The sequence below is a fragment of the Mesorhizobium sp. M2D.F.Ca.ET.226.01.1.1 genome, from assembly GCF_004022705.2.
Taxonomy (GTDB): domain Bacteria; phylum Pseudomonadota; class Alphaproteobacteria; order Rhizobiales; family Rhizobiaceae; genus Mesorhizobium.
This window is the reverse complement of sequence record NZ_RZOY02000001.1, coordinates 151,233-174,043: the sequence shown is the minus strand read 5'-3', so window position 1 is coordinate 174,043 and position 22,811 is coordinate 151,233. Positions and strand designations below refer to the sequence as shown.

The 22,811-nt window shown below is 60.9% G+C and carries 23 protein-coding genes; 10 read left to right on the top strand and 13 right to left on the bottom strand.

Annotated elements, in window-relative coordinates; genetic code table 11:
* Positions 1 to 105: 105 nt before the first annotated feature.
* The 5 genes from EN869_RS00875 to EN869_RS00855 all read right to left on the bottom strand — a co-directional run bounded on the left by EN869_RS00875 (position 106) and on the right by EN869_RS00855 (position 3,925).
* Positions 106 to 468, bottom strand: a complete 363-nt coding sequence (locus tag EN869_RS00875; RefSeq protein WP_127228069.1) for an AAA family ATPase — start codon at positions 466 to 468, stop codon at positions 106 to 108.
* Between the two features lie 82 nt (positions 469 to 550).
* The gene (gene hxsA, locus EN869_RS00870; RefSeq protein WP_127228070.1) at positions 551 to 1,099 is read right to left on the bottom strand and encodes a His-Xaa-Ser repeat protein HxsA; all 549 of its coding nucleotides are present in this window, start codon (positions 1,097 to 1,099) and stop codon (positions 551 to 553) included.
* On the bottom strand, positions 1,096 to 2,205 hold the full coding sequence (gene hxsC / locus EN869_RS00865; RefSeq protein ID WP_127228071.1) for a His-Xaa-Ser system radical SAM maturase HxsC: 1,110 nt from the start codon (positions 2,203 to 2,205) through the stop codon (positions 1,096 to 1,098). The genes hxsA and hxsC overlap by 4 nt, the downstream gene beginning before the upstream one ends.
* A complete protein-coding gene (gene hxsB, locus EN869_RS00860) occupies positions 2,202 to 3,611 on the bottom strand; it encodes a His-Xaa-Ser system radical SAM maturase HxsB (RefSeq protein ID WP_127228072.1) in 1,410 nt (469 codons plus the stop codon). Before hxsB ends, hxsC begins: the two co-directional genes overlap by 4 nt.
* Positions 3,608 to 3,925, bottom strand: a complete 318-nt coding sequence (locus EN869_RS00855) for a hypothetical protein (protein WP_127228073.1) — start codon at positions 3,923 to 3,925, stop codon at positions 3,608 to 3,610. Before EN869_RS00855 ends, hxsB begins: the two co-directional genes overlap by 4 nt.
* Positions 3,926 to 4,408: 483 nt before the next feature.
* Here EN869_RS00855 and EN869_RS00850 point away from each other — a divergent pair, with 483 nt between their 5' ends.
* Entirely contained in the window at positions 4,409 to 7,279 is a 2,871-nt protein-coding gene (locus EN869_RS00850) for a hypothetical protein (RefSeq protein ID WP_127228074.1), read from the top strand.
* A gap of 6 nt (positions 7,280 to 7,285) precedes the next feature.
* Here the strand turns inward: EN869_RS00850 and EN869_RS00845 are convergent, their stop codons facing one another.
* The 4 genes from EN869_RS00845 to EN869_RS00830 all read right to left on the bottom strand — a co-directional run bounded on the left by EN869_RS00845 (position 7,286) and on the right by EN869_RS00830 (position 9,965).
* Positions 7,286 to 7,960, bottom strand: coding sequence for an SMC-Scp complex subunit ScpB (locus EN869_RS00845; protein ID WP_127228075.1), 675 nt, complete (start codon positions 7,958 to 7,960; stop codon positions 7,286 to 7,288).
* Positions 7,961 to 7,962: 2 nt separating this feature from the next.
* Positions 7,963 to 8,916, bottom strand: a complete 954-nt coding sequence (locus EN869_RS00840) for a DUF1403 family protein (RefSeq protein ID WP_127228076.1) — start codon at positions 8,914 to 8,916, stop codon at positions 7,963 to 7,965.
* Positions 8,917 to 9,162: 246 nt separating this feature from the next.
* Complete coding sequence (locus EN869_RS00835) at positions 9,163 to 9,690, bottom strand: GNAT family N-acetyltransferase (protein ID WP_127228077.1); 528 nt, start codon at positions 9,688 to 9,690, stop codon at positions 9,163 to 9,165.
* Positions 9,687 to 9,965, bottom strand: coding sequence for a DUF1778 domain-containing protein (locus tag EN869_RS00830; protein WP_127228078.1), 279 nt, complete (start codon positions 9,963 to 9,965; stop codon positions 9,687 to 9,689). Before EN869_RS00830 ends, EN869_RS00835 begins: the two co-directional genes overlap by 4 nt.
* Before the next feature lie 98 nt (positions 9,966 to 10,063).
* Between EN869_RS00830 and EN869_RS00825 the strand changes: the two genes are divergently transcribed.
* Entirely contained in the window at positions 10,064 to 11,179 is a 1,116-nt protein-coding gene (locus tag EN869_RS00825) for a site-specific integrase (RefSeq protein ID WP_245489490.1), read from the top strand.
* Positions 11,180 to 11,196: 17 nt separating this feature from the next.
* Here the strand turns inward: EN869_RS00825 and EN869_RS00820 are convergent, their stop codons facing one another.
* The 4 genes from EN869_RS00820 to repA form a co-directional block, all read right to left on the bottom strand.
* The gene (locus tag EN869_RS00820) at positions 11,197 to 11,532 is read right to left on the bottom strand and encodes a helix-turn-helix domain-containing protein (protein ID WP_245489489.1); all 336 of its coding nucleotides are present in this window, start codon (positions 11,530 to 11,532) and stop codon (positions 11,197 to 11,199) included.
* Between the two features lie 221 nt (positions 11,533 to 11,753).
* The gene (gene repC / locus EN869_RS00815; RefSeq protein ID WP_127228081.1) at positions 11,754 to 13,094 is read right to left on the bottom strand and encodes a plasmid replication protein RepC; all 1,341 of its coding nucleotides are present in this window, start codon (positions 13,092 to 13,094) and stop codon (positions 11,754 to 11,756) included.
* 160 nt (positions 13,095 to 13,254) lie between these two features.
* Positions 13,255 to 14,250, bottom strand: coding sequence for a plasmid partitioning protein RepB (gene repB / locus EN869_RS00810; RefSeq protein ID WP_127228082.1), 996 nt, complete (start codon positions 14,248 to 14,250; stop codon positions 13,255 to 13,257).
* Positions 14,251 to 14,321: 71 nt separating this feature from the next.
* Positions 14,322 to 15,509 carry a plasmid partitioning protein RepA gene (gene repA, locus EN869_RS00805; protein WP_127228083.1) on the bottom strand — a complete coding sequence of 396 codons (1,188 nt, stop codon included), beginning with the start codon at positions 15,507 to 15,509 and terminating at the stop codon, positions 14,322 to 14,324.
* A gap of 386 nt (positions 15,510 to 15,895) precedes the next feature.
* Between repA and traI the strand changes: the two genes are divergently transcribed.
* From traI to trbL, 8 genes are read left to right on the top strand one after another with little or no spacing between them, the layout of a single operon-like run.
* Complete coding sequence (traI, locus tag EN869_RS00800) at positions 15,896 to 16,519, top strand: acyl-homoserine-lactone synthase TraI (protein WP_127228084.1); 624 nt, start codon at positions 15,896 to 15,898, stop codon at positions 16,517 to 16,519.
* Between the two features lie 8 nt (positions 16,520 to 16,527).
* Entirely contained in the window at positions 16,528 to 17,499 is a 972-nt protein-coding gene (gene trbB, locus EN869_RS00795) for a P-type conjugative transfer ATPase TrbB (protein WP_127228085.1), read from the top strand.
* A complete protein-coding gene (locus EN869_RS00790) occupies positions 17,489 to 17,890 on the top strand; it encodes a TrbC/VirB2 family protein (protein ID WP_127228086.1) in 402 nt (133 codons plus the stop codon). The genes trbB and EN869_RS00790 overlap by 11 nt, the downstream gene beginning before the upstream one ends.
* Positions 17,887 to 18,186, top strand: coding sequence for a conjugal transfer protein TrbD (locus EN869_RS00785; RefSeq protein ID WP_127228087.1), 300 nt, complete (start codon positions 17,887 to 17,889; stop codon positions 18,184 to 18,186). The genes EN869_RS00790 and EN869_RS00785 overlap by 4 nt, the downstream gene beginning before the upstream one ends.
* 15 nt (positions 18,187 to 18,201) lie before the next feature.
* A complete protein-coding gene (locus EN869_RS00780; RefSeq protein ID WP_127228088.1) occupies positions 18,202 to 20,670 on the top strand; it encodes a conjugal transfer protein TrbE in 2,469 nt (822 codons plus the stop codon).
* A 31-nt stretch (positions 20,671 to 20,701) separates the two neighbouring features.
* Positions 20,702 to 21,451, top strand: a complete 750-nt coding sequence (trbJ, locus tag EN869_RS00775; protein ID WP_245489488.1) for a P-type conjugative transfer protein TrbJ — start codon at positions 20,702 to 20,704, stop codon at positions 21,449 to 21,451.
* Positions 21,448 to 21,615 carry an entry exclusion protein TrbK gene (locus EN869_RS00770; RefSeq protein ID WP_348630838.1) on the top strand — a complete coding sequence of 56 codons (168 nt, stop codon included), beginning with the start codon at positions 21,448 to 21,450 and terminating at the stop codon, positions 21,613 to 21,615. Before trbJ ends, EN869_RS00770 begins: the two co-directional genes overlap by 4 nt.
* The gene (gene trbL / locus EN869_RS00765) at positions 21,609 to 22,811 is read left to right on the top strand and encodes a P-type conjugative transfer protein TrbL (RefSeq protein WP_127228091.1); all 1,203 of its coding nucleotides are present in this window, start codon (positions 21,609 to 21,611) and stop codon (positions 22,809 to 22,811) included. Before EN869_RS00770 ends, trbL begins: the two co-directional genes overlap by 7 nt.

Below are 22,811 nucleotides of genomic sequence, written 5' to 3'. Positions count from 1 at the left end.
CTCCAGTCACGCTGATTCAAAGATCAGCATGCGCCTCGGCGAAGCCATCCAGTTTGTGGCGAATGCATCCGTCCTTGGATACGATGTCCGTGGAGCGATGGTCTTTCACGGCGAGCCGGGGAAGCGCGACAGATGCTCGACTTCAACCTGAAGCGGCTGGCGCATAGAGCACGATCCGGAAAGCTCGAAGGTGCCTACTACTTCGGGGAACTCAAAATCGGCCTCTATCCAGAGTTCTCGTTCGACCAGCTCCTCATCGGGATTCTCGTCATAGGGAACGTGGAAGTCGGATTTCTTGACCTTGCGCCGCGCTGGATCAAAGCTGAATAGCCTCGCTAGAGCTTGCAGTACCGCGGTCTTGCCGGCACCGTTTGGACCGAGCAGAAATGTCAGGTCGTCTAATTCCAGTTCTGTGTAGTTCGCACCAAACGATCTAAAGTTGCTAAGCCGCAAGCGCACAAGCTTCATCTTTCCCCCTTATCGTTCGCATGTGGCCACGCGACGCTCCCGTTCGGACCATGCAGACTGGCCGCTGCAGCGAGTGGAGAAGCTAGCGCGCTTCAATCCTCAGCGCAGTCAGCGTCTCCGGCGTGATCGTCCCGGTAACCTTCAGCGAGTAGTCTGCCTGCATGCGCAGCAGCCCCGCCCTCAATTCAGGGTTCATCTCGCCGTCTATCTCGCCGCTGTAGTAGCCGAACGCTAACAGGGCGAACTGGACCTCCTGGACGATTTCCTTGAACTTGTAAGCGTTGCCCGGAAGCGTCTTCAGTGGCGCTGGCGCGATCGCGGGCGCCTGGTAGGCCGGCGCGGGCGTTGACGGCGCATTGTACAGCGGGGCGGGTTGGCTCGGCGCTGGCGGGATGTAGGAATAGCCGCCCGTCGACGACCTGTGGCTCGAGTGCGAGCTATGGCTGCTGTGGCTGCTATGACTGCGATGTCCCGCCAAGGTGTACAGATGGTCGAGCTTGAAGATATCGAAGAGAGATTTCGTCTTTCCGAGATCGCCGTCCAACGTTGGCTTGGTCGGCAGCGCCTGCGCATTGGCTGGCAAGAATCCCGCCGCGAGCAGCGACGGTATCGCGAAGAGCCGCTTCTTCATTGGATAGCCCCCAAATTGCTGTATCCGTGGTTAGCTGGATGCCACTCGAAAAATCCCCCACACCGAGCCTTCAATGAGCATCCGCCGCACTCCTCTCGGTAAGCGCGCTTCCAGTCGGAGATCGTCGCAGGCGCCAGATGGCGGTATGGCTCCGGCACCGTGCAGAGCGGGAAATTGTACATCCAGGTAGCTATCCCCCGGCTCCGCACGTAATCGATGGAACGGCCGACGACATCGAAGCCTTGTGAACTGTCGTGGAAGAGCGCCTTCCAGTTCATGCGGCCGAAGCCGATGTTCTCCATCTGCATGATTGCCCATGTCCGGATGAAAGGCAGAGTGGAGGCGATGAACCTTGCCAGCTGAGGTAGCCCATCGCTATTCGGACGCATCAGCACGGTGCGGAGCTCCACCTGGGCGCCCAGACGACACATGAGCGCCAAGTTCTCCAATAGCTGTTCGTGCGCGCCAGCCTTCCCGACGATCTCATCATGGACGGCGGGATCGCGGGAATAGAGCGGGATTCCCCAGACCACCCGGGCCAAGTCGATACGGCTCATCGCGTCCCGATCATCCAGATCGAAATGTTGGCCATTGGTCAGGACGTGGAAGGACAGGTCAGGGCGAGCGTCCAGGACCCTCCTCAGGAAATCGAAGAGTTGGACCTTGAAAAGCGTCGGCTCCCCGCCGGAAATACCGATAGTCGCGCCTTCCGGCGCAAGCAACGCCGCGGTCTCGAAGTACGAGAACAGGTCGAGATGATGTTTCTTGGGCGGCTGGGAGCACATCAGACAAACCTGATCGCACCGTTCGGTCACCAGTAAGGTATTGTCCTGCGACGAACTGCGAACGAGGCGGTCCGCGGTTCCGCGCCGCGGGTTTACGAGCAGCACGTCTCCATCGACCTCGGAAGGGTCGATGCCAAGGATACGTATCGGACCGGCCTCGCCGACGTAGTCGGCGCCTTCAGGGCCGACGTGCTCCAGCGCCGCGTCGAAAGGATTTAGTTGTTCGGTCCTTTGCTCCCATGCATCGGCCTCAAACGAGCGAAGCCGGACCACGAAAGGCTGGTCGGTGTTTGCCTCTACCTTGATACGCAGGGGTATCATTGGTGCGTCGAAGCCATGCTGTCGTCCCAGCCGCCCACGCCGAGCCAAGCGGCAACCGACGCTCGGGCAGGCTCATCCTTGCGGTAAAGGACCTCGAATACCTTGTCGAACAGCGACAAATGCCGGCCGCAAAACCACGTATCCGGCCGCGGGACATCGATTCGGCCATACCGGGAGATGTCGTCGATCACGTCAGTGCCGCAGAACGGCTGGTAGGCGCAGTGGATGCAATCTGGATCGAAGTGGTTGAATGCACCGGAATTGAGAACGTCGACCTTTGCCCGGTCGATTCCTGTCCCGACATCGCCAATACTGAGATCGATCCGGCCGATCCTAGATAGCATCCGAGCTTCATCGGTCGGATAGAAGCGTCCGTCGTGATCTATGACAACATAGTCGGAGGCGAAGAAGTTCGGGTTCCGAATGTCGACGTGGCAGTCGGCACCGAAGCGGAGCGCACGCTTCAAGCACTGGCTGAAATAGTACTCTTCCATGAAGCGCCCGGTCCGATGATTGCGGGCGATAAGACGGTCGATGAATTCGGCGTGGAGACAGTTCCAGCGCGCGAGAACATTGTCGCCTTGCTGGATCTTTCTGGCGAATCCTTGGTGGTTTATCGGGCGCAGGTAGACGGACCTGATCCCATAGCGCTCATAGTTGTCCAGCAGCGTGTCGAAATCCGGCGGGTTGGCGACATCCACCGTGGGCAGAGCCGAGATCTTGCCCTCCGGATAGCGGGAAACGGCTGCCTCGAGATTTCGAAAGAAGGCGTCAGTGACTCCGGTGCCGTGGGTTCGCTGACGCTCATGCGTGGCCCGGTCTCCGTCAAGCGACGTGCTGATGAATGTATCATCGGCATCCAGAAAGTCCCATGCACGCTCGTCCAGTGCTTGCAGATTCGTGCAGATGACGAATTGAGACCGGGCAAACCTTCCGCGACAGAAGTCCCGAACGGCTCTCAGGAGATCGACCCGAAGCAAGGGCTCGCCCCCCTGAAACTCGATCTTGATATCCTGGCCGTCCAAGCGGTCGAGGAACGAAAGTACACCGACGACGGTCTCGTCCGACCAGTCGAATCCGCGAGCCTTCTCGGCAGCCCGCGAGACTTGGCAATAACCGCAAGCGAGATTGCACCTAAGCGTCGGCACGAGGATAACGTAGTTCATTCTCGTCCGCCTCGCCTGGCGCCGAGCCCACCTGTAGGCGAACGATGTCCACCGAAGATCGAATTCCCGATCAAATCCGTGGTTCGCTTCCCTGAGGAACGTTCCGTCGACGGTAGTAAGGCTATCGGTGGCGTACCGATCCAGGAAGTCGTGGCTCGACTTGAAGAACCCGCCTATATCATCGCAGAACAACACCGAACCGTCCGACATCTCGCGGAACTTCAGCGGCCAGACGTTCATCGGCTTGTGACCGCGGCGACGAGCGCTTGGCGCATGGTCAGAGTTTCGGCGTAGATTTTCTCGCGATAGACAGCGTGCAAAACATCTTTGCGAAACCGCTCTTCCGTGAGGTCGATCGAACCGCGTATTGATATCCCACCGTCGCGCCATGTGAACTGGCACGTTGGGTACAGCGCCTGAAGGCGAAGCATCGCCGAATTGGCGTGCTTTTCAAATTGTGGCGAAACATCCACCACGAAGTCTAGTTCAACAGCTTTCGGCAATTTTTTATCGTATCCCGCCCGGTGCGATAATGCGCGGGTTGGAATAAACAATCAACGGCATTCTTGACAAAGCGCTCTCAGACTCGGCCTCACTTGAGAGGTATTTTTTCACTCTAGGGTTCCAGCCCATACTTGCAAGGTCCGCTAGAATACCTATTTCAGGCGTTAGCGTTCCGAAGGAGGACGCCACAATGAGCTGCCTTATGCTCCGCATCTCGATCGCGCTCACTCTGTTTCTTATGGCTGATGGCGTTGCCTTCGCCAGCAAGATTATCGGTAATGGTTAATTGCATGAGGCGCAGGCGAGGCATGCCAACCGGTTTCCTGCGCCTCAAGTCTATCCACCGTCCACGATAGTGTTCTGGCGGGTGAGCGTCTCGCGCAAACCGGACCTTCGCGTTAAGCCCCGATCGCTTGGCATCACCCGGTAAGCATAAAACCTCAAAGCCCTGCCACCTTCTTGCTTAGCCGCTAGGATTCGTGAATATGGTCCTCGGGGTTGTGTAGGGGAGTACTATGCGTCGCGTGTGCAGTATGGGCGTCGCTGCGTTGTTGGCAGCTGTTGTTTTGCCAGCTATGAGCTCGGCATCATCGCTTTCCGAGTTTATCCAGATCATCCAGAACGGCCAGCAAATGTCGCGGCCGATGGCTTTCAGGCCTCCGCAGTCGAATGCATTTTGGCTTGTTGTATCGAGCCGGCCCAGCGAAGGAGAGGCCATATCACTTGCGCAATCCTATGCGCCGACACTGGGGCCGACTCTGGTCGTCCACAGCAGAAACGGAGTTTTTGCTGTCTTGGCCGGGACGCTGTACCAGGATAAGGCGAAGTCGAACCTCGCGGCTCTCAAGGAGTTGCACATCATCCCACAGGATTCGTTTCTCTCGCGCGGCGACGGGCTGGATGGACTGGTTTGGATGTCTTACCAAAGGGGAGCCTCGTTCGACTTCATAACGCAGCCGAGCTATCTGAGAGTCGTCCAAAGAATCCAGGCGGCCATGTCCAGGCTTGGTCTATATTCCGGCCCTGTCGAAGGATTGATAGGGCCCACGACGGTGAAGGCCTTCAGGGCCTACCTTGCCCGCTTCGACTTGCAGCCGGGCGAATTGCTGACAGAGTACAGCCTCGCGGAGATCGAGCGTAACGCAGGGGATGGCTTTAATAGTGACCAGGAGCGAAACGCCGCCCGGGATCTCGGCTTTACGGATGCGCAGAGCTACAACGACGCAAGGGCCGGCGGCTTCACATCTGCAAGCGCATTCGCCCAGGCGAAGAGCATGGGTTTCATTACCCAGCGCGACTACGATGCGGCAATGTCGGGCGGCTTCCGCAGCAGCGACGAATATCAGCGGGCGCAGACGGGCGGCTTCACGGCTGCCAATGAATATCGTGCGGCCGTCCAACTTGGCATGCAGACTAGGGTGGAGTTGGCCGCCTACCGCGCGTCTGGGTTTTCCGACCCCGCAGCGTACCGCGATGCCAAGCAGAAGGGCTTTGCCGACAAAGCCTCCTATGACAAGGCAGAGGCCCGCAAGCTAAAGGCTGCGAGAGGCGCCGCAACGACGCTTCTTTCCGATGCCGAAACCTTTCTGAAGTTGAACCCTCAGACCTCGAACCTGGTCGAGATCGCCGGACAGGCCGCTGCGTTGAATGCCCAGGTCCAGACCGCATCCACCGATGCGCTGAACAATTCGGCGCTCAAGCTGAGCAACCTGCTGATGACGGTGTCCGGTTACTCCGAGTTTTCGGCATCGCGGGACAAGGAGCGTGCCCAGGCGATCGAAAAGCAGAGGGCTGAAATCTTCGCTGAGCTCCAGGCCGACCGCCAGGCGCTCAAACGCTGGATGAGCAGCCATCTGACATCGACCAAGCTTCCAGAGGTCGTGCAGGAAGTGAAGGCTCTCGATGATGTTTCCGATACGAACGACCTGGACTCGCTGACCGACGCGAGAGAAAGCGTGCGGACGATGATCGCACGGCAGGCGCTAGTGGAGGAACTGGATACAAGCCCGGCCGCTTCCAGCCAGTCAGGAAACGGTGCCGCCCAGGAGAGCAACACCGCGACTTATTCGGTCACTGACCTGAACAAGGCGCTCCTCCGCGGTGCGCTGCAGGACGTAGTCGTTCTCTACAACGCAGGCCCGAAAGCGCCTTCCCTGCTCCGCACTATTTCCGGCCAGTTCTCGCTGACGAAGAACCAGGCGTGGATCTGCCTGCTCGGCCCGGCGAGAACGCCAGCCTTGGACAAAGCTCTGCTCGGTGCCATCGATCCGCTGGGCGGCAAGTCAGTAAACGTCAGTTCGGATTGCGGGGCGAACGACCTCGAGAGCGCCGATCTCTTCCTTGTCCAGCGGAAGACCTTCCTGGAGTCCCCGCCAACGCTTCAGGCGGCCTACCTCGAGGCGATGGAAGCCAAGACGATCCGCGTCTTCGATCCTATCCGCTTCGAAGACATCAAGGCCCGCATGGATTCAGATCAGACGCTGGCCTTGAAGATCGCCCAAGATGTAACGTCCGGAACGCGTGAGGGATATGGCGGGATCCTGCTGACGAACTCGTTGGACCGCATCTGCACCGTCGTCGACGGCAATGCGGCCGTGCACGAAGCGACCATCGGCAAGATAGCCGATTTCGCCGGGGTGTCTGGAAGCACCGTATCATATCCGTCGATCGACAAAGCCTACGAGGACGTGCGGCACGAACAGTGCCGGGCGCTCTACGCGTCGGCCACGAACCTGAAAGCCACCTCTGAAGCGCTGGCGCGCGACGGCGTACGGTTTGCCTTCGCCCCGGTGTGGCTCGACCAAAGCGAAGCCGCCAGTACCGCGGCCAAACTGGATGCCACCAGGCAGGAAACAATCAAAGCCGCGGAGGCCAAGCGGGTGGCCGCCGACGAGGAGAAGAAAATCGCTGCCCAACGCGAGGCAGACGAGAAGAGCGCCAAATCGGCCCGCCAGTTGGATCTGCGCCAGAAAAACGGACCTGCCGCGACCGCACTGCTGAACCTGTTCTCGGATGGCCTGAAGAAGACCGTCCTGGGTACGACAGACAAGGCCAACACCTCCTCCGGGATCAATGTGGAGACCCTGTTCCCTGATTTCGCAAAGTGGAACGCGGGCCTGTCGCAAGACAACTGGAAGGCCACAGACGTGATCTCCGCGGTGGAGGATTACGGCACCGTCAATTGGAAGGGTCGCAATCTAGACGGCATCGTCGTCAAGGCGACGGTCAAGATGGCGAGCGCGGAGCGGGGCCAGTACAAGGACGAGTGCTTCCTGTTCGGCGCCGTCGTCGACAACGAATTCCAAATGGTTCGCGACCCGTATGAGACCAAATGCAATGAAACTCAGATCTCAGCCCAGTGGGCTGTCGGCCACGAGCTCAAGAGCCTTTGGATTGCCAATTGACCTGACCTATCCCTCATCGCGATCGGAAAACTCGGGCATGATTTCGCCGGCCAGCAGCTTCTCCTTCGACAGCAGCCCGGCATCCTCGAGCGCCTCGAAATCCGGCAACTGGCGCAGCGTGTCGAGCCCGAACTGCGACAGGAAATTCTTCGTCGTCACATAGGTGTAGGGCGCGCCCGGCTGGGGGCTGCGCGGCCCCGAGGCGATGAGGTCCTGCGCGCGCAGTACGCCGATCAGATCGCGCGATACCTCCTTGCCGAAGAAGGAAGACAGCTCGCCACGCGTGATCGGCTGGAAATAGGCGATGCACATCAAGACAAGCGTCTCCAACTGCGACAATTCTTTCGCCCCCTGCCCCGCCGGCGTACCGAAGGCAGCGTGGATGACGTCGCCAAAGACCTTTTTGGTCCGGTGCTGCCAGCCGCCGGCGACCGCGACCAGTTCGTAGGGGCGGCCGGCGAGCTCGGCGCGGATGTCGTCGATGACTAGGTCGAGATTGCAGTTTTTCCCCACCACCCGCGCCAGCATCTCGCGCGCCACAGGCTCGCTGGCCGCGAAGATCACCGCTTCGACGCGGCCCATCCACTCGCGCCAGCGCAGTTCCGGCGGCAGGTGCTCGAGCTCGGTGTCCAGCAGCGCTGGCTGCTCGTCTGGCTTGCGGCGAACGGAGGCTTGGCTCATCGCTACAGCCCAAACAACCGGAAGGTCGGGCGGCCCGAAAGCTCGCGCACGGCCTCAAGTTGCTGCAGCCGCTCGAACAGGCGCCGCGCCGCGAAGCGCGACAAGTTTTTCGTCGTCAGCGATCCGGCGACGGCATCTTCATTCAGCAGCAAAAAAATCACGTCGCCGGCGCCTTTGGCGCGCAGTTTTGGCGCCACCGCCAGGAGTTTTTCGGCGCGGCGCGACAGTTCGCTGGCCAGCCGGCAGGCCTCCGCCGCCGCTTGAACCAGCGCGACGCAGACCGCGCGCTCAAAATTTTTGTCCCCGGGTCGGATGCGCTTGCCGCTGGCTTCGCCGCGGAAGGCCGGGCCAAAGGCCTGTGTCATCAACAGCGGCAGCGGCAGCGGCCAGCGCAGGCTTTGCGCCAGCACCAGGTCGGCGAGCCACCATGCCAACAGCTCGGCATCGGGGCGTATGGCGACGACGTGCGCAGCGATTGCCGCCGCGGCGAACGGCGCCGGCCGCTGCGACCCAGCCACGTCTTCGATCTCAGTGCACAGGTCAGCGAGCGCCTCATCGTCCCGGGCCAGCCCTAGCATCTCGGTCACTTTTGCCAGCCGATCGGCGCTGACCGCCGGCGGCTGCAGCGCCAGCTGGCGCCAGGCCCCAAAAATGGCGCCGGCGGGGCCGGGATCGGCGCCGGCTGGGCAAAGCTGCCAGGCATCGCGCAGGGCGGCCTCATCCTCGGCGCGGCCGGCCATGCGCATGCTGGCGGCGGCGCATTTGAGCGCCAGCCGCTGGCGCCAGGCGCCGGCCCAGGCAGGCTGCGCCCGGGCGAGGCTGTCGAGCGAAGCTAGTGCGGCGCCGGCCCGGAAAGCGGCGTCTGCGTCATGCATGGCGCCATCGGCCGCGAGCACCCAGGCCGGGACGGTCGGCGGCGGAGCGGGATTGGCGGTCGCGGGATCGAGGCGAATCATGTGTTTGGAGGGTAAAGCGGCCGTGCGCTTTTGGCGATGATTTTCGCCACAAAACGCACAGCTTGTCGGAGAGCCGAAACGAATGATAATCTTGCATTATCGCTCGTTCTTGTCTTTATAGAGGAAATGGCCGTTTTCAGCGAGCTGAAGCCCGAAAATAGCGCCGCGCGCGGCTCCGGACCGTCCCACAGCACGGGGGCGGATGACGACGTTTCGGCCGCGCGGCTGTCGGCCAACGGCGCGCCCTCAGAGGTGCCCGCTGGCCTTCAAGGTTTCGGCAAAAGTCTTGAGCGGAACGACAAGCGTCATTGGACGGTCATTCAGCGGCTCGGCGCCATAGCTCGCGTACCAGCTCGCGGCTCGACTGCTTTTGGCGTCGATGATCATCAGCACACCGCCGACTTCCTCAGTAACGCGGATGCAGCGCAGCGCGGCGGCGAGCAGAAGCTGACCACCAAGCCCCCTGCCCGCCACCGATTTGTCGACAGCAAGCCGCGCCAGCAGAAAGCCCGGCACATCGTGTCGCGCCAGACCCTTCGTCATCGGGGGAGGAACCGCGTGGTGTTCGACCGAGGCCGGAGCCAGACTGTAGAAGCCAAGGATTTTTTCCGGTGCATCGTCGGGAACCGCACAGAACGACTTCACAGCGTTCTGCTCATGCCCTTGCCGTGCGAACCGCTGCAGGAAGGCATTCATCTCGACATCGCCACAGTCAAAGGCTTTCCGGTCGTGCGACCGGGCGATCGCCTCCTCATGCCAGGGCGGAAGGCTCACAGGGTCTTCGGAAGCGCGGCCGCCGCCGCACGCAACTTCGCGTTCGGCTTCGGAGGATTGTCCAGAAGCTCAAGGATGCGGCCAAAATCCCGCTCGGATACCTTTATGGTGTCAGCTTCGGCGATTACGGTTTCGGCTTCGCGCAGCGCGGATTGGGTGACGAAGCTGGTGAGATCGGTATGGCGAAGCGCTGCGGCGCGCAAGAGGCGCGCCTTCACCTCCGGCCTTACCCGGATGTTCATCCGATCAGTATCATCAAGGGCTGCCCGGGCCATCGCTTGGATTCCCACGTTACTTGAACAGCATAGATACATCTGCCGGATCGCGATTGCAACTACGTACGCATTGAATGTGTACAGAATGGAGGCGTCTCATGAGTCCTGACGAGGACGACCTTCCCGACATCATCGATATGGTTGTGGAGATGGGGCGCGCAGAAGAAGAGCCACCGGCAGTCCCCTCCCCTCCCCTTCCAGCAGCGACGCGTGTCATCGAGCGCCTTCCCAGCCATCTGGAGGACCTCGCCGGCCGCGCACGCGACTATGTCGAGGCGGCGAGCTCGGCCAACACACAGCGGGCCTATGCATCGGACTGGAAGCATTTTTCCAGCTGGTGCCGGCGGCAAGGCGTCGAGATGTTTCCGCCCGATCCACAGGTGGTCGGCCTCTACATCACGGCTCAAGCCTCGGGCACGGCGACCGGCGACAAGAAGCCGAGCTCGGTGTCGACGATCGAACGCCGGCTCTCCTCGCTGGCCTGGAATTACGCCCAGCGCGGCCGGCCGCTGGACCGCAAGGACCGCCACATAGCAACCGTGATGGCCGGCATTCGCAACAAACACGCAGCCCCGCCTCGGCAGAAGGAGGCGATCCTGCCGGAGGATCTGATTGCCATGCTGGAAACACTCGACCGCGGAAGCTTACGCGGCTTGCGCGACCGCGCCATGCTGCTCATCGGCTTTGCCGGCGCTCTTCGTCGCTCCGAGATCGTGGCGCTGGATGTCGGCCGCGACCAGACCGAAGATGGCCGCGGCTGGATCGAGATCCTAGAGAAGGGCCTCCTGATAACCCTACGCGGCAAGACGGGCTGGCGGGAGGTCGAGGTCGGGCGTGGCTCGTCTGACGCGACCTGCCCGGTCGTGACGCTGGAGACCTGGCTCAAACTCGGGCGTATCGCCCACGGTCCTCTATTTCGCCGCGTCACGGGTCACGGCAAGGCGGTCGGCGCCGAGCGGCTCAACGACCAGGAGGTCGCCCGCCTGGTCAAACGCACCGCGCTGGCAGCCGGTGTGCGCGGTGATCTGCCCGAGGGCGAACGCGGAATGATGTTTGCCGGCCATTCGCTGCGAGCAGGCCTGGCGTCCTCGGCCGAGGTCGACGAACGCTATGTCCAGAAGCAACTCGGCCACACGAGCGCGGAAATGACCCGCAAATACCAGCGGAGGCGCGATCGTTTCCGGGTCAATCTCACCAAGGCGTCGGGATTGTAGAAAGCCCCCTCCCCTGCTCAGTGCGATGCACCGGCAGGTTCTTTGGCCGTCTCCCTCTCAGACGACAGGGCTCGCAACACGGCCTCAGGCTCTTTCGCCATGATGCGAAGCAAGGTACGCGCGGCCCCGCTCGGCTGCCTTTTCCCCTGCTCCCATTTCTTGTAGCCGGACGGGCTGGTTCCCAGCACGGCTGCCATCTCATCCTGGGTCAGGCCTAGCCTCTTGCGGATAGCTTTTGCATCCACAGCGCTAACTTCCACACTGTGCACCTTGATGCCCGGAACGTCCTTGCCTTGCGCGTGAGCCAAAGCTTCCGACATCGCCTGGATCAGATCGGCTGCGAACTTCGTCATTTCGCTCATCCTCATTAAACAGCTCAGCTGCCGGCTTGATGAACAATGGTGTCCCGACAACTGTCAGCATCAGTCCATATAACCCAATGGGTTACCAAATTGAGCAGGGAGGGCGAAAGTCAATGACAGACTGCCCCCTGACGTATCAATCGTGCGCCGATCCGCTCTCGTTGCCGGCACAGCCACGCTTGGCGATACAGGGCGAAATGATCGGGACATGGCTACCAGCCCTTTTTCTTCATGCTGTCGCGCAGTGCTTCGCTGATATCCAGCGAGTTGCCCACGGCATTCGCCCCGTTCCCTTGTCCTATCGGAGGTTCCTCCGCCCCTTTCCCGGCAGCAGCCTTCTCAAGCGCCCCGACCCTGGCATTGAGCAACGCGGTGATCATGGGCCACACCGAGAATTTCTGCGCCCGCGCCTTCTCTGTGAGATCCCGCAGATAGCCGCCGCAACTACGAATATGTTCGGCCCGTTGCAGAATCGCAGCCAGGGTAATCGACGCATTTTGGGAGCCCATGACCTCTACCGCCTCCTGCCAGGCGCCTGGGCTGACCCCGATCGTTGGCCGCGCCCTGTCGGCGGCCGCTGCAAAGTCTCGCCAGGTCCGGATTTGCGTCCCCTTCGTGTAGTTGGCGATGTCAGGGCAGGCGCTCAGCACCATTCCCAAGGGCACATCCCGTTGTGGCAGGCTGCACACGTTGTCGTTATGCTCGGCGTCGCGGCCGGCTTCAATCTTATTTCCTGAGCTATTTTCAGATTCACCGGTAGGATTATGATTTGGGTTTGAAGTCTGTATGTGGCGTCCAGAACGGGACTCATTGGCGTCCGGATTCTGCGATTCTACGAACGATTCCAGTGTCTGATGCACGTCGGCCCAGAGGTCTTCGAGTTCCCCTGCTATGGTCTCCAGAACCTGCCGCGGCGCCGTGCGCGGGAGCCCCCCTATGATCGCTTCGTAGCGACGGTGAAAGCTGCTCCAGTTGCCGGGAACGCTCTCGTTGATGCCAACGTCAATCAGCTTGACCACGTCGCGCCGACAGATGGTCAGCCTCTCCTTGACCAGGCGGAACGCCTTGCGCTCGATCGCAACTGCCTCCGCGAGTTCCCTAAACTCTTCGGCGCGCGTCAAGATCGGCGACAGATCGAAGCCGTAAGCCTGCTCGATTGCACCGCTCTGCCCCTTCCTGGCGAAACGCTTGCCGTTCGGGCTGTCGCGGCGGATGATCAGGCCGCAATCCACCAGGACGGCGATATGACGCCGCAGCGTGGTCGCCGGCATGCCGTTGGCGCGACGGATGAGCTGCTCATTCGACGGAAAGACGACCAGGTTCTCGTCTCCAGCCAGTTCCTCGCCGCGATGGAACGTCAGCAAGGCGTTGAGGACGGCCAGAGCGCGATCCGTTGCCCCAAGCGCTTCCTTAGCCTCGCGTATGTCGCGGAAAACCTGCCACTTCGAGACCTTAGCGTCTTGATCTACAATCTTCGCCGAAACCTGGCTTGAAATCAGGCCAAGCGTCATCGGCCGCCGCCCAAAGGGCGTCGTTGCAATATGCGTCCCCATCTTCCTTCACCTATCGCTAGGCAAAAGAATTAGGCCCGCCGAAAACGGCGTTTGCCCCTCACGGGACTCTTGACTGTGATTCCGGGAAATGCGATTCTCTAGGTGTTCAATCTTGAGAAGGGCTTCCGGAACTCGTTTCGGGGGCCTTTTTCCTTTGCGGTTACGGTTCCTCTCTCGGTTGCGTCGAATCCCGCCGAAACGCCTCGTAGAGACGATCAAGGTTCTCCGACAAATAGTCGCCAAACGCACGCGCTTCGGAGCTCTTGGCCTTGATCGCCAAAGTGAAGCGTTTCGCGTCTGTGGTTATGTCAGCCGAAAGGGATCCCCCCTTCGGCGCCCAGCTTCGCTTTTGCGGGCCGGACTGGGTGCGCTTTCGAGAAGAGGCTGTTTTCAGCCGCCGCACGAGAAGATCGAAGCGAGCATCGCTCGGAAGGGCCGAAAAGCCATCCTCATTGACCACCTCTGAAGCAATATCGTGGTTCGATGGCTTGTCCATGAGCAGCTTGAGCTCATACCAGCGATCGCGACCAATACCCTTGGCCTCGCCAATCGCCGCGAGAATGTCTGCGGGGAGGGCTGCCACCGACAGCATCTTCGACAGGGTCGTGCGGTCGATCGAAAGCGCCTTGAGGATGGTTGCATTGTCCTCGTCGTAGCGGAGCCGAGCCAGATCCGCGGCAAAGAGCGCGCGTTCGACGAAAGGCACGTTAGCGCGAGCCGAGTTCTCTTGCCCGAGCGTGAGGACGTGTTCACGATCCTCCATCTGCTTGATGACGGCTCGTACCTTTCGGCCAAGCGCCTTGGCGACCTGAACGCGCCGGTGTCCAAAAACAACCATGTAACGGCCGGTTGCTTTTGGATGCGGTCTGACCAGGATAGGGGAGTTCTGGCCGTTCTCGCGTATTGCCTCGAGAAGTTCGCTGAACTCCTGCTCGTTGTCGGCACGCCTGTCACGTACGAAGGAGACATCGACGACATCAGGCTCGAGCTCGACGATGGTCTCTCCCGATGCGAGCTTATCCGCGCGCGACGCCATTTCGTCCAGCGTGCTTAGAATCGATCGAGATGCGCCCCTCGCCGCATATTCGACGACCGAGCGCTCCACAGGTCTCTCGTCGCTGTCCAGAATGTTAGCGAAAGGATTTTTACGAGCCATCGCGCGGTCTCAAATATCTCTTATACTATTGAAAACACCGTAATTTTTGACCGTTTTGACGGCAGTCAACATCACAGCCGGCCCCAAGCCTTATGAACCAGACCCTGGATTTCGAAATTTACCGCGTCCAGCGCTTCAATTGCCCGGTCATAGGTGTCGCGATTGAAGTTCGCACGCTCGACCTCGTACAGCGTTTGCTTCGTCAAGCCGGCATCGGATATTGCCGTCGACTTGACCATTGGACTCTTCAGAATTTCCTCGGCCAGGATAGATTGCATGAATCCCAGCATCTGCGTCTGGGGGACGTCGGTCGGCTCAAAGCGAGTGATCAGGTAGCGGAGCCAGTCGATCTTTACTGGCGCACCTTTCTCGCGGATCGAGGCGACGAAGTTGCCCAACATAAGGAGGAACTGGCTCATCGACATCAGGTCCAGCATCTGCGGATGGACCGTGACGAGGACCGATGTGGAGGCGGTGAGCGCCGTCAAAGTGAGGAAGCCCAGTTGAGGCGGGCAATCGATGACGACAACGTCGAACCGGTCATCCACTTCTTCTAGTGACCGCCCAAGCCGGCTGTAGAACCGCTTGCCTTCGTTCGAACTCTGCATGGAGAGGGGCGTGTCGAACTCGTATTCCTGCAATTCGAGATTGGCCGGAATGATGTCGAGCAGGGGAAAGTTTGTCGGCAGAATCACGTCCGCTATGGATCGACGCTTCTCGTCATACCGGATTGCGTCATAGAGCGACGGATTGCCATCAAGTTCTGGCTGGAACCCGTGCAGTGCCGATAGGGACGCTTGCGGATCGAGGTCGATCGCCAAAACCCGGTGCCCGGTAAGTGCGAGATGCTGCGCCAGATGAGCAGCGGTTGTGGTCTTTCCAGATCCGCCTTTGAAATTCACGACGGCGATGACTTGAAGCTTCTCTCCGAGCTTCCGGGAAGGAACATATTTCTTGGCGTCAGAGCGGCCGTTCTTGTCTAGATAGTGCCGCAGCTCGATCATCTGCTCGGCGGTATAGAAACGCCGCCCGCCAGCCGCTATGAGTGGCTCAGGGCCTTTCCCTTCGAGGTGGAGGCGCTTGAGATTGTTGGGACTGATCCCGAGGTAATGTGCGACCTCCGACATAGGGAAGCGGCGAAGCGTCTTCTTGGCGTTCGGCGGAAACTTCTCCAGTCGCAGCTGGTCGAGTTTACGGGAGATCTCGGCGCCTTGCGCCAGGATCTTTTCGTCAAATTCGAAAGGTGGAAGCGCACTCATTCGGACCGGCTCCGGGAAGAAAATAGCGCCAGAATGCGGTGATCCGGCCAATTTGGCGCCAGTATGTCCGATTCCCCCTTTGTGGCAAGGAGAATAGAGTTAACAAGTGGTTAACGCCACACCCATAAGTTGCCGATCAGGCGGACTAAGAATCCAAATTTAACATATAGATTCAATCTCTTACGCTGTTCCTTGCGTTCTCCAACCCTCAGCCGGCACCCCCGTTAAATCTCGGGGGTAAACCGCCGGAAATTCCGCGTCCACTACCAGGTTCAGGCGCGTCAGCCCCCAACAGACCCGACTCAGGGACTGTAGAATTCTACAGCTCCAGCAGCGTGGCCATCTGTGATTGATGAGGCCCCATCGCAATCAGTGAGGGCTTCGGCATGCTGGCACGCGCAATACGCAATGGCTGGGGGAAGAGAGACCGGGAACTCATCGATGCCTATTGTCGACTGCGAGCGGCCATATTTGCTGACCGACTGGATTGGAACGTGCATGTCCGCAACAACCGCGAAACAGACGAGTTTGACCTGCTCGATCCGACTTACATCGTGGTGACGTCGGACGACGGCGCCATCATAGGGGGTGCGCGCCTGCTTCCCGCACTTGGGGCCACAATGCTGGAGCGGACGTTTCCGCAATTGCTCGCGGTCGGCCGCGTCAATGCGCATGCCAGGATGATCGAAAGCTCGCGTTTTTGTGTCGACACCACATTCAGCGAGGGCAGGGGAGGGCCGCTGCATCAGGCAACGCTCACCATGTTCGCGGCCATCATCGAATGGTCGATGCTGAACGGATATACGGAGATCGCCACCGCGACAGATCTCAGGTTCGAACGGATCCTCAATCGGGCCGGCTGGCCGATGAAGCGGCTGGGAAAGCCCTGCCGCATCGGCAGCACGATCGCCATCGCCGGGATACTGCCGGCTGACCGGGCGAGTTTTATCCAGGTTTGTCCGCCAGGCTACAGGTCGGCGTTTCAGGCCACGCGGCGGCAGGCAGCTTGAGGCCATCGGTGACCCATCTTCGATCGCACTCGCGGCTTGTCCGCAAGCTTCAGGATGCATTGGGCGACCATCTGTGCCTGGCACTCGATGACGCCACGGTTGTCGAGATCATGCTTAATCCGGACGGCAAGCTGTTCATCGAACGGCTCGGGCAGGGCGTTGCACCAGCCGGGGAGATGACGCCGGCGGCCGCGGAGATCGTCATCGGAAGTGTAGCGCACGCTCTCCAGTCCGAAGCAGATGACGAGCAACCAATCATCTCCGGCGAGCTGCCGATCGGCGGCCACCGCTTCGAGGGACTGTTGCCGCCGGTCGTGTCGGCGCCGGCCTTCACAATTCGCCGGCGCGCATCCCGGCTTATCCCGCTCGACGATTATGTGACGAAGCGGGTCATGACCGAAAAGCAGGCGTCCGTTCTTCGCAACGCGATCGCGTCTCGCCTGAACATCGTCATCTCCGGCGGCACGGGATCGGGAAAGACGACGCTCGCCAATGCCGTCATCGCCGAGATCGTTCAGCATTCGCCCGACGACCGGGTTGTCATCCTCGAGGATACGACGGAGATCCAGTGCGCGGCCGAAAACGCCATCTCCCTCCATACGAGCGACACGGTAGGTATGGCGCGCCTGCTCAAAAGCACGATGCGTCTGCGCCCCGACCGGATCATTGTCGGTGAGGTTCGCGATGGCGCAGCGCTCACACTCCTGAAAGCGTGGAACACCGGCCATCCCGGCGGCGTCACGACCGTTCATTCCAACACGGCCATGTCCGCGCTCAGGCGCCTTGAGCAACTGACCTCGGAGGCGAGCCAGCAGTCGATGAGAGAGGTCATCGGTGAAGCAGTCGATCTCATCGTCTCGATCGAAAGGACCGGAAGAGGGCGGCGCGTTCGCGAGATCATCCACGTCGAAGGGTTCGACGGCTCCCGTTACCAGACCGAACATTACGCCCAGCTTGACGAGGACAGCCATGCAGCGTGACAGCCGATCTCACCTGGCCAGAGCGTTGCTGGTCCTGACCTTGCTTGCGCTCGCGAGTCCGGCGCTGGCCTCATCGGGTGGCGGCGGGTTGCCATGGGAAGCGCCGCTTCAGCAGATCCAGCAATCGATCACCGGGCCGGTGGCCGGCTTCATCGCGCTCGCCGCCGTCGCGATCGCCGGCGGCATGCTCATCTTCGGCGGCGAACTCAACGATTTCGCCAGACGCCTATGCTACATCGCCCTTGTTGGCGGCGTGCTGCTTGGCGCCACCCAGATCGTGGGGCTCTTCGGTGCAACAGGCGCGACGATCGGCGAGGAACGGCCTGGAACCAAAACCGTCGACCACAGCGTGACCGTAGGTCTTCGCCCGCAAGGGGAGGGCGCCCAATGAGCGACACCGGCTCCAGCCTGGTGCGCTCCCGCGTTCACCGCGCGCTGTCTCGCCCGAACCTGCTGATGGGCGCCGATCGCGAAATGGTGTTGCTCACGGGTCTCGCGGCCGTGATCCTGATCTTCGTCGTGCTCACCTGGTATGCAGCGCTCTTCGGCGTCGCCATCTGGCTCGTGGCCGTGGCGGCACTCCGCATGATGGCGAAGTCCGATCCGCTGATGCGCCGCGTCTATCTTCGCCATATCTCCTTCAGGTCCTACTACCGCGCAACCTCGACGCCCTGGCGGCGGTACTAAGGTGAGGCTCGCTCCATGGTCGCACTGAAGCAATTCAGGGTTTCGGGTCCTTCCTTTGCGGATCTCGTTCCCTACGCCGGCCTGGTCGACAATGGGGTGATGCTGCTCAAGGACGGCTCGCTCATGGCCGGCTGGTATTTTGCCGGTCCTGACAGCGAGAGCTCGACGGATGCCGAGCGCAACGAAATCAGCCGGCAGATCAACGCGATCCTTTCACGGCTGGGCTCTGGCTGGATGATTCAGGTCGACGCCGTTCGCGTGCCGACGACGGACTATCCTTCCGAGGAAGCCTGTCATTTCCCCGATCCTGTGACGCGCGCGATCGATGCCGAGCGACGGGCGCACTTCGAACGGGAGAAGGGGCATTTCGAGAGCCGGCATGCCTTGATCCTCACATGGCGCCCGCCCGAACCCCGTCGATCAGGTCTGACACGCTATGTATATTCGGACGCTGGCAGCCGCTCCGCCACCTATGCCGACACGATCCTCGACAGGTTCCGGACGTCGATCCGCGAGGTAGAGCAATATCTCGCGAATGTCGTCTCGATCCGTCGGATGGTGACGCGGGAAACCGAGGAGCGCGGCGGCCATCGCATCGCGCGGTATGACGAGTTGTTCCATTTCATTCGCTTCTGCATTACCGGCGAGAACCATCCCGTCCGGTTGCCGGACATTCCGATGTATCTTGACTGGCTGGTCACGGCCGAGCTCCACCACGGCCTGACGCCAAAGGTGGAGAACCGCTTTCTTGGTGTCGTCGCGATCGACGGCCTGCCAGCCGAAAGCTGGCCCGGTATCCTGAATGCGCTAGATCTGATGCCGATCACCTATCGCTGGTCGAGCCGTTTCGTCTTTCTCGACGAGCAGGAAGCGCGTGCCAAGCTGGAGCGCACACGAAAGAAGTGGCAACAGAAGGTTCGCCCATTCTTTGACCAGCTTTTCCAGATGCAGAGCCGATCGCTCGACCAGGACGCAATGTCAATGGTGGCCGAGACCGAGGACGCTATTGCCGAGGCCGCTTCGCAGCTCGTCGCCTATGGATACTACACTCCGGTCATCGTGCTCTTCGACAACGGAAATGAGCAGCTTCAGGAGAAATGCGAGGCGATCCGGCGCCTCATCCAGGCCGAAGGTTTTGGGGCGCGGATCGAGACCCTGAATGCGACCGATGCCTTCCTAGGCAGCCTGCCGGGGGTCTCCTACGCCAACATACGCGAGCCCCTGATCAACACCCGCAACCTTGCCGACCTGGTGCCGCTGAACTCTGTTTGGTCGGGAAGCCCGGTGGCGCCATGCCCGTTCTATCCGCCGGGTTCGCCGCCGCTCTGCCAAGTCGCCACCGGCTCGACGCCATTCCGGTTGAACCTGCATGTCGACGACGTCGGCCACACACTTATCTTCGGTCCGACCGGCTCGGGCAAGTCGACGCTGCTTTCACTGATCGCGGCCCAATTCCGGCGCTACCCAGACGCGCAGGTCTTCGCCTTCGACAAAGGCCGCTCGATGCTGCCGCTGACCTTGGCCATCGGTGGGGATCACTACGAGATCGGTGGCGACGCGTCCGGAGAGGGGGAGGGGAGATCGCCTGGTCTCGCCTTCTGTCCGCTCGCGGAGCTGTCGACGGATGGCGATCGCGCCTGGGCGTGCGAGTGGATCGAGACGCTGGTGGCGCTGCAAGGCGTGACCGTGACCCCGGATCATCGCAACGCGATCTCACGGCAGATCAGCCTCATGGCAGAATCGCGCGGGCGCTCGCTGTCGGACTTCTTGAGCGGCGTGCAGATGCGCGGGATCAAGGACGCGTTGCATCACTACACCGTCGATGGGCCGATGGGGCAGCTTCTCGACGCGGAGAAGGACGGTCTCGTACTTGGCGCGTTCCAGTGCTTCGAGATCGAGGAGCTGATGAACATGGGCGAGCGCAATCTCGTCCCCGTACTGACATATCTTTTCCGCAGGGTCGAGAAGCGCCTGACCGGCAATCCAAGCCTCATCATCCTCGACGAAGCGTGGCTTATGCTGGGCCATCCGACCTTCCGCGACAAGATCCGCGAATGGCTGAAGGTTCTACGCAAGGCTAACTGCGCCGTCGTGCTCGCCACGCAATCGATATCCGACGCCGAACGCTCTGGCATCATCGATGTCCTGAAGGAGAGCTGCCCCACGAAAATCTGCCTGCCGAATGGCGCAGCGCGCGAGCCCGGCACGCGGGAGTTCTACGAGCGTATTGGCTTCAATGAGCGCCAGATCGAGATCGTCGCGACTGCGCTGCCCAAGCGCGAATACTACGTCGCGTCGCCGGACGGCCGTCGGCTGTTCGACATGGCCCTCGGTCCGGTCACACTCTCCTTCGTCGGGGCATCGGGCAAGGAAGACCTCAAGCGCATTCGCGCCCTGCATCTCGAACATGGGGCCGACTGGCCCCGTCACTGGCTCCAGCAGAGGGGGATAACCCATGCCGACTCGCTTTTCCCGGCGGCTTGAGGCGGCGCGCGGCGCCGTCATCGCCGTGTCAATGCTGTCCTTCGCCGCTCCTCATTTGGCTCTCGCCGGCGGCGTAACCGGACAGGCAACCGAATGGACGCAGCTCGCCAACAACGCCGAACTGGTCAAGCTCCTCGAGAGCTCGGGTGTGCAGGTCGAAAACCAGGTCAAGCAGATCGCTCAGCTCGCCGAGCAGATCCAAAATCAGCTGAACATCTATCAGAACATGCTCCAGAACACGGCGCAGTTGCCCAATCACATTTGGGGTCAGGTCGAAAACGACCTCAACCGCCTGCAGGGCATCGTTGCGCAGGGGAACGGCGTCGCCTTCTCAATGGGCAATATCGACGACGTACTGAAGCAGCGCTTCCAGAGCTTCGCCGATATGAAAACCAACCTGCCAAACGGAGAGGCCTTCTCATCCACCTATCAAAGCTGGTCCGACACCAATCGCGACACGATCGGCGGCACGCTGAAGGCAGCGAACCTGACGGCCGAGCAGTTTTCCAGCGAGGAGTCGACCATGGCTTCCCTTCGCTCAATGTCCGAGAGCGCCGACGGCCAGATGAAGGCGTTGCAGGTCGGGCATCAGATCGCGGCGCAGGAAGTCGCGCAACTCCAGAAACTGCGCGGTCTCGTCTCGCAACAGATGACCATGATGGGCGCCTGGTACCAATCCGAGCAGGCGCAGAAGGATCTCGCCCAGGCCCGTCGCGAAAAATTCTTCAACTCGACCGCTCCTTCCACCTCCGGCGGCGAAAGGATGAAGGTGGAGTGGTGAAAACCAAACTGACCCTGATCGCAATCGCGGTCACGCTCTGCAGTGCCAGCATATGGTTCCTCATCTCCAAGGAAGAGACCGCTCAGGGCAACAGAGCGAAGTTCTTCGGCTCCGCGAAGGAATATCCCACTTCGCGCGGCGAGAAGATGAAGGTGGAATGGTGAACCCCCTCGACCCGAAACAACGCCGCGCCTTGCGGACAACAATGCTGTTTGTCGCCATCGCTGTGATGGCAGCAGAACCGGCACTCGCACAGGAGGGGTCGGTGCTGAGCTCTTTGCAGAACCAAATCACCACGGCCGCGAAAGGGTGGGAGACCACCGTCATGGATGCGGCCAAATCGCTGTTCTGGATTCTTGCCTCCATCGAGATCGGCATTGCGGCTGTCTGGCTTGCCCTTCAGGCCGCCTCTCTCGACGGCTGGTTTGCCGAGCTTATCCGGAGGATCATGTTCGTTGGTTTCTTCGCCTTCGTATTGGCGAAAGGCCCCACCTTCGCCAAAGCGGTCGTGGACAGCCTGTTCCAGATTGGTGCCGGCGGCGGCACCGCCTCGCCCGCGGACGTCTTCAATGCCGGTCTCGCCGTCGCTACGAAGATGTCAGAGAAAATTCAGTTCGGGCTCTTCGACGACAATGCGCTCGCGATCTCGGCGGCATTCGCCATGGTCGTCGTCGTCATCTGCTTTTCCCTTGTCGCGGCAATCTTCGTCTCAGTCATGGTGGAAATGTATCTCGGCCTGCTTGCCGGCATGATCATGCTCGGCCTCGGAGGGTCCTCCTACACCAAGGATTTTGCCGTCCGTTACCTCGTCTATGCGTTCTCTGTCGGCATGAAACTCATGGCACTCGTCATGATTTCTCGCATCGGATCGGAAGTCCTGATCGGATTAGCAAACGAGCCCGAAGTCGGAAACCAATTTCAAACGGCGCTTGCGATCGCCGGCATAGCCGTTGTGATCTTCATCATCGCTATCTACGTACCAAACATCATCCAGGGCGTTGTCCAGGGCGCATCAGTCTCGGGTGGCATGGAAGCGATCCGCCACGGCGGGCAGACAGCGACCTTCGCCGCCGGCGGTGCCTTTCTTGGCGCAAGCGCTGCGAGGACCGGCGCTCAAGCGGCAAGTGCGGCGAGGGCGGGGGGCTCGTCTATGGCGGGTGCCGCGCTCCGTGGCATGGCCTCAGGGATCAGAAACGCCGGATGGGCGGCAGGATCCGCAGCCAAGGAAAAGGCTATCGCTTCGCCGGGCGCCTATGCCGGCTCGCTTCTCGGCCTCGCCAACGCCAAGCTCGATCACGCGCATAGCCCCGGCATGTCGGCGAAGCTTCCGACGCCTCCGCCCCTCAACGAGAACAAGTAA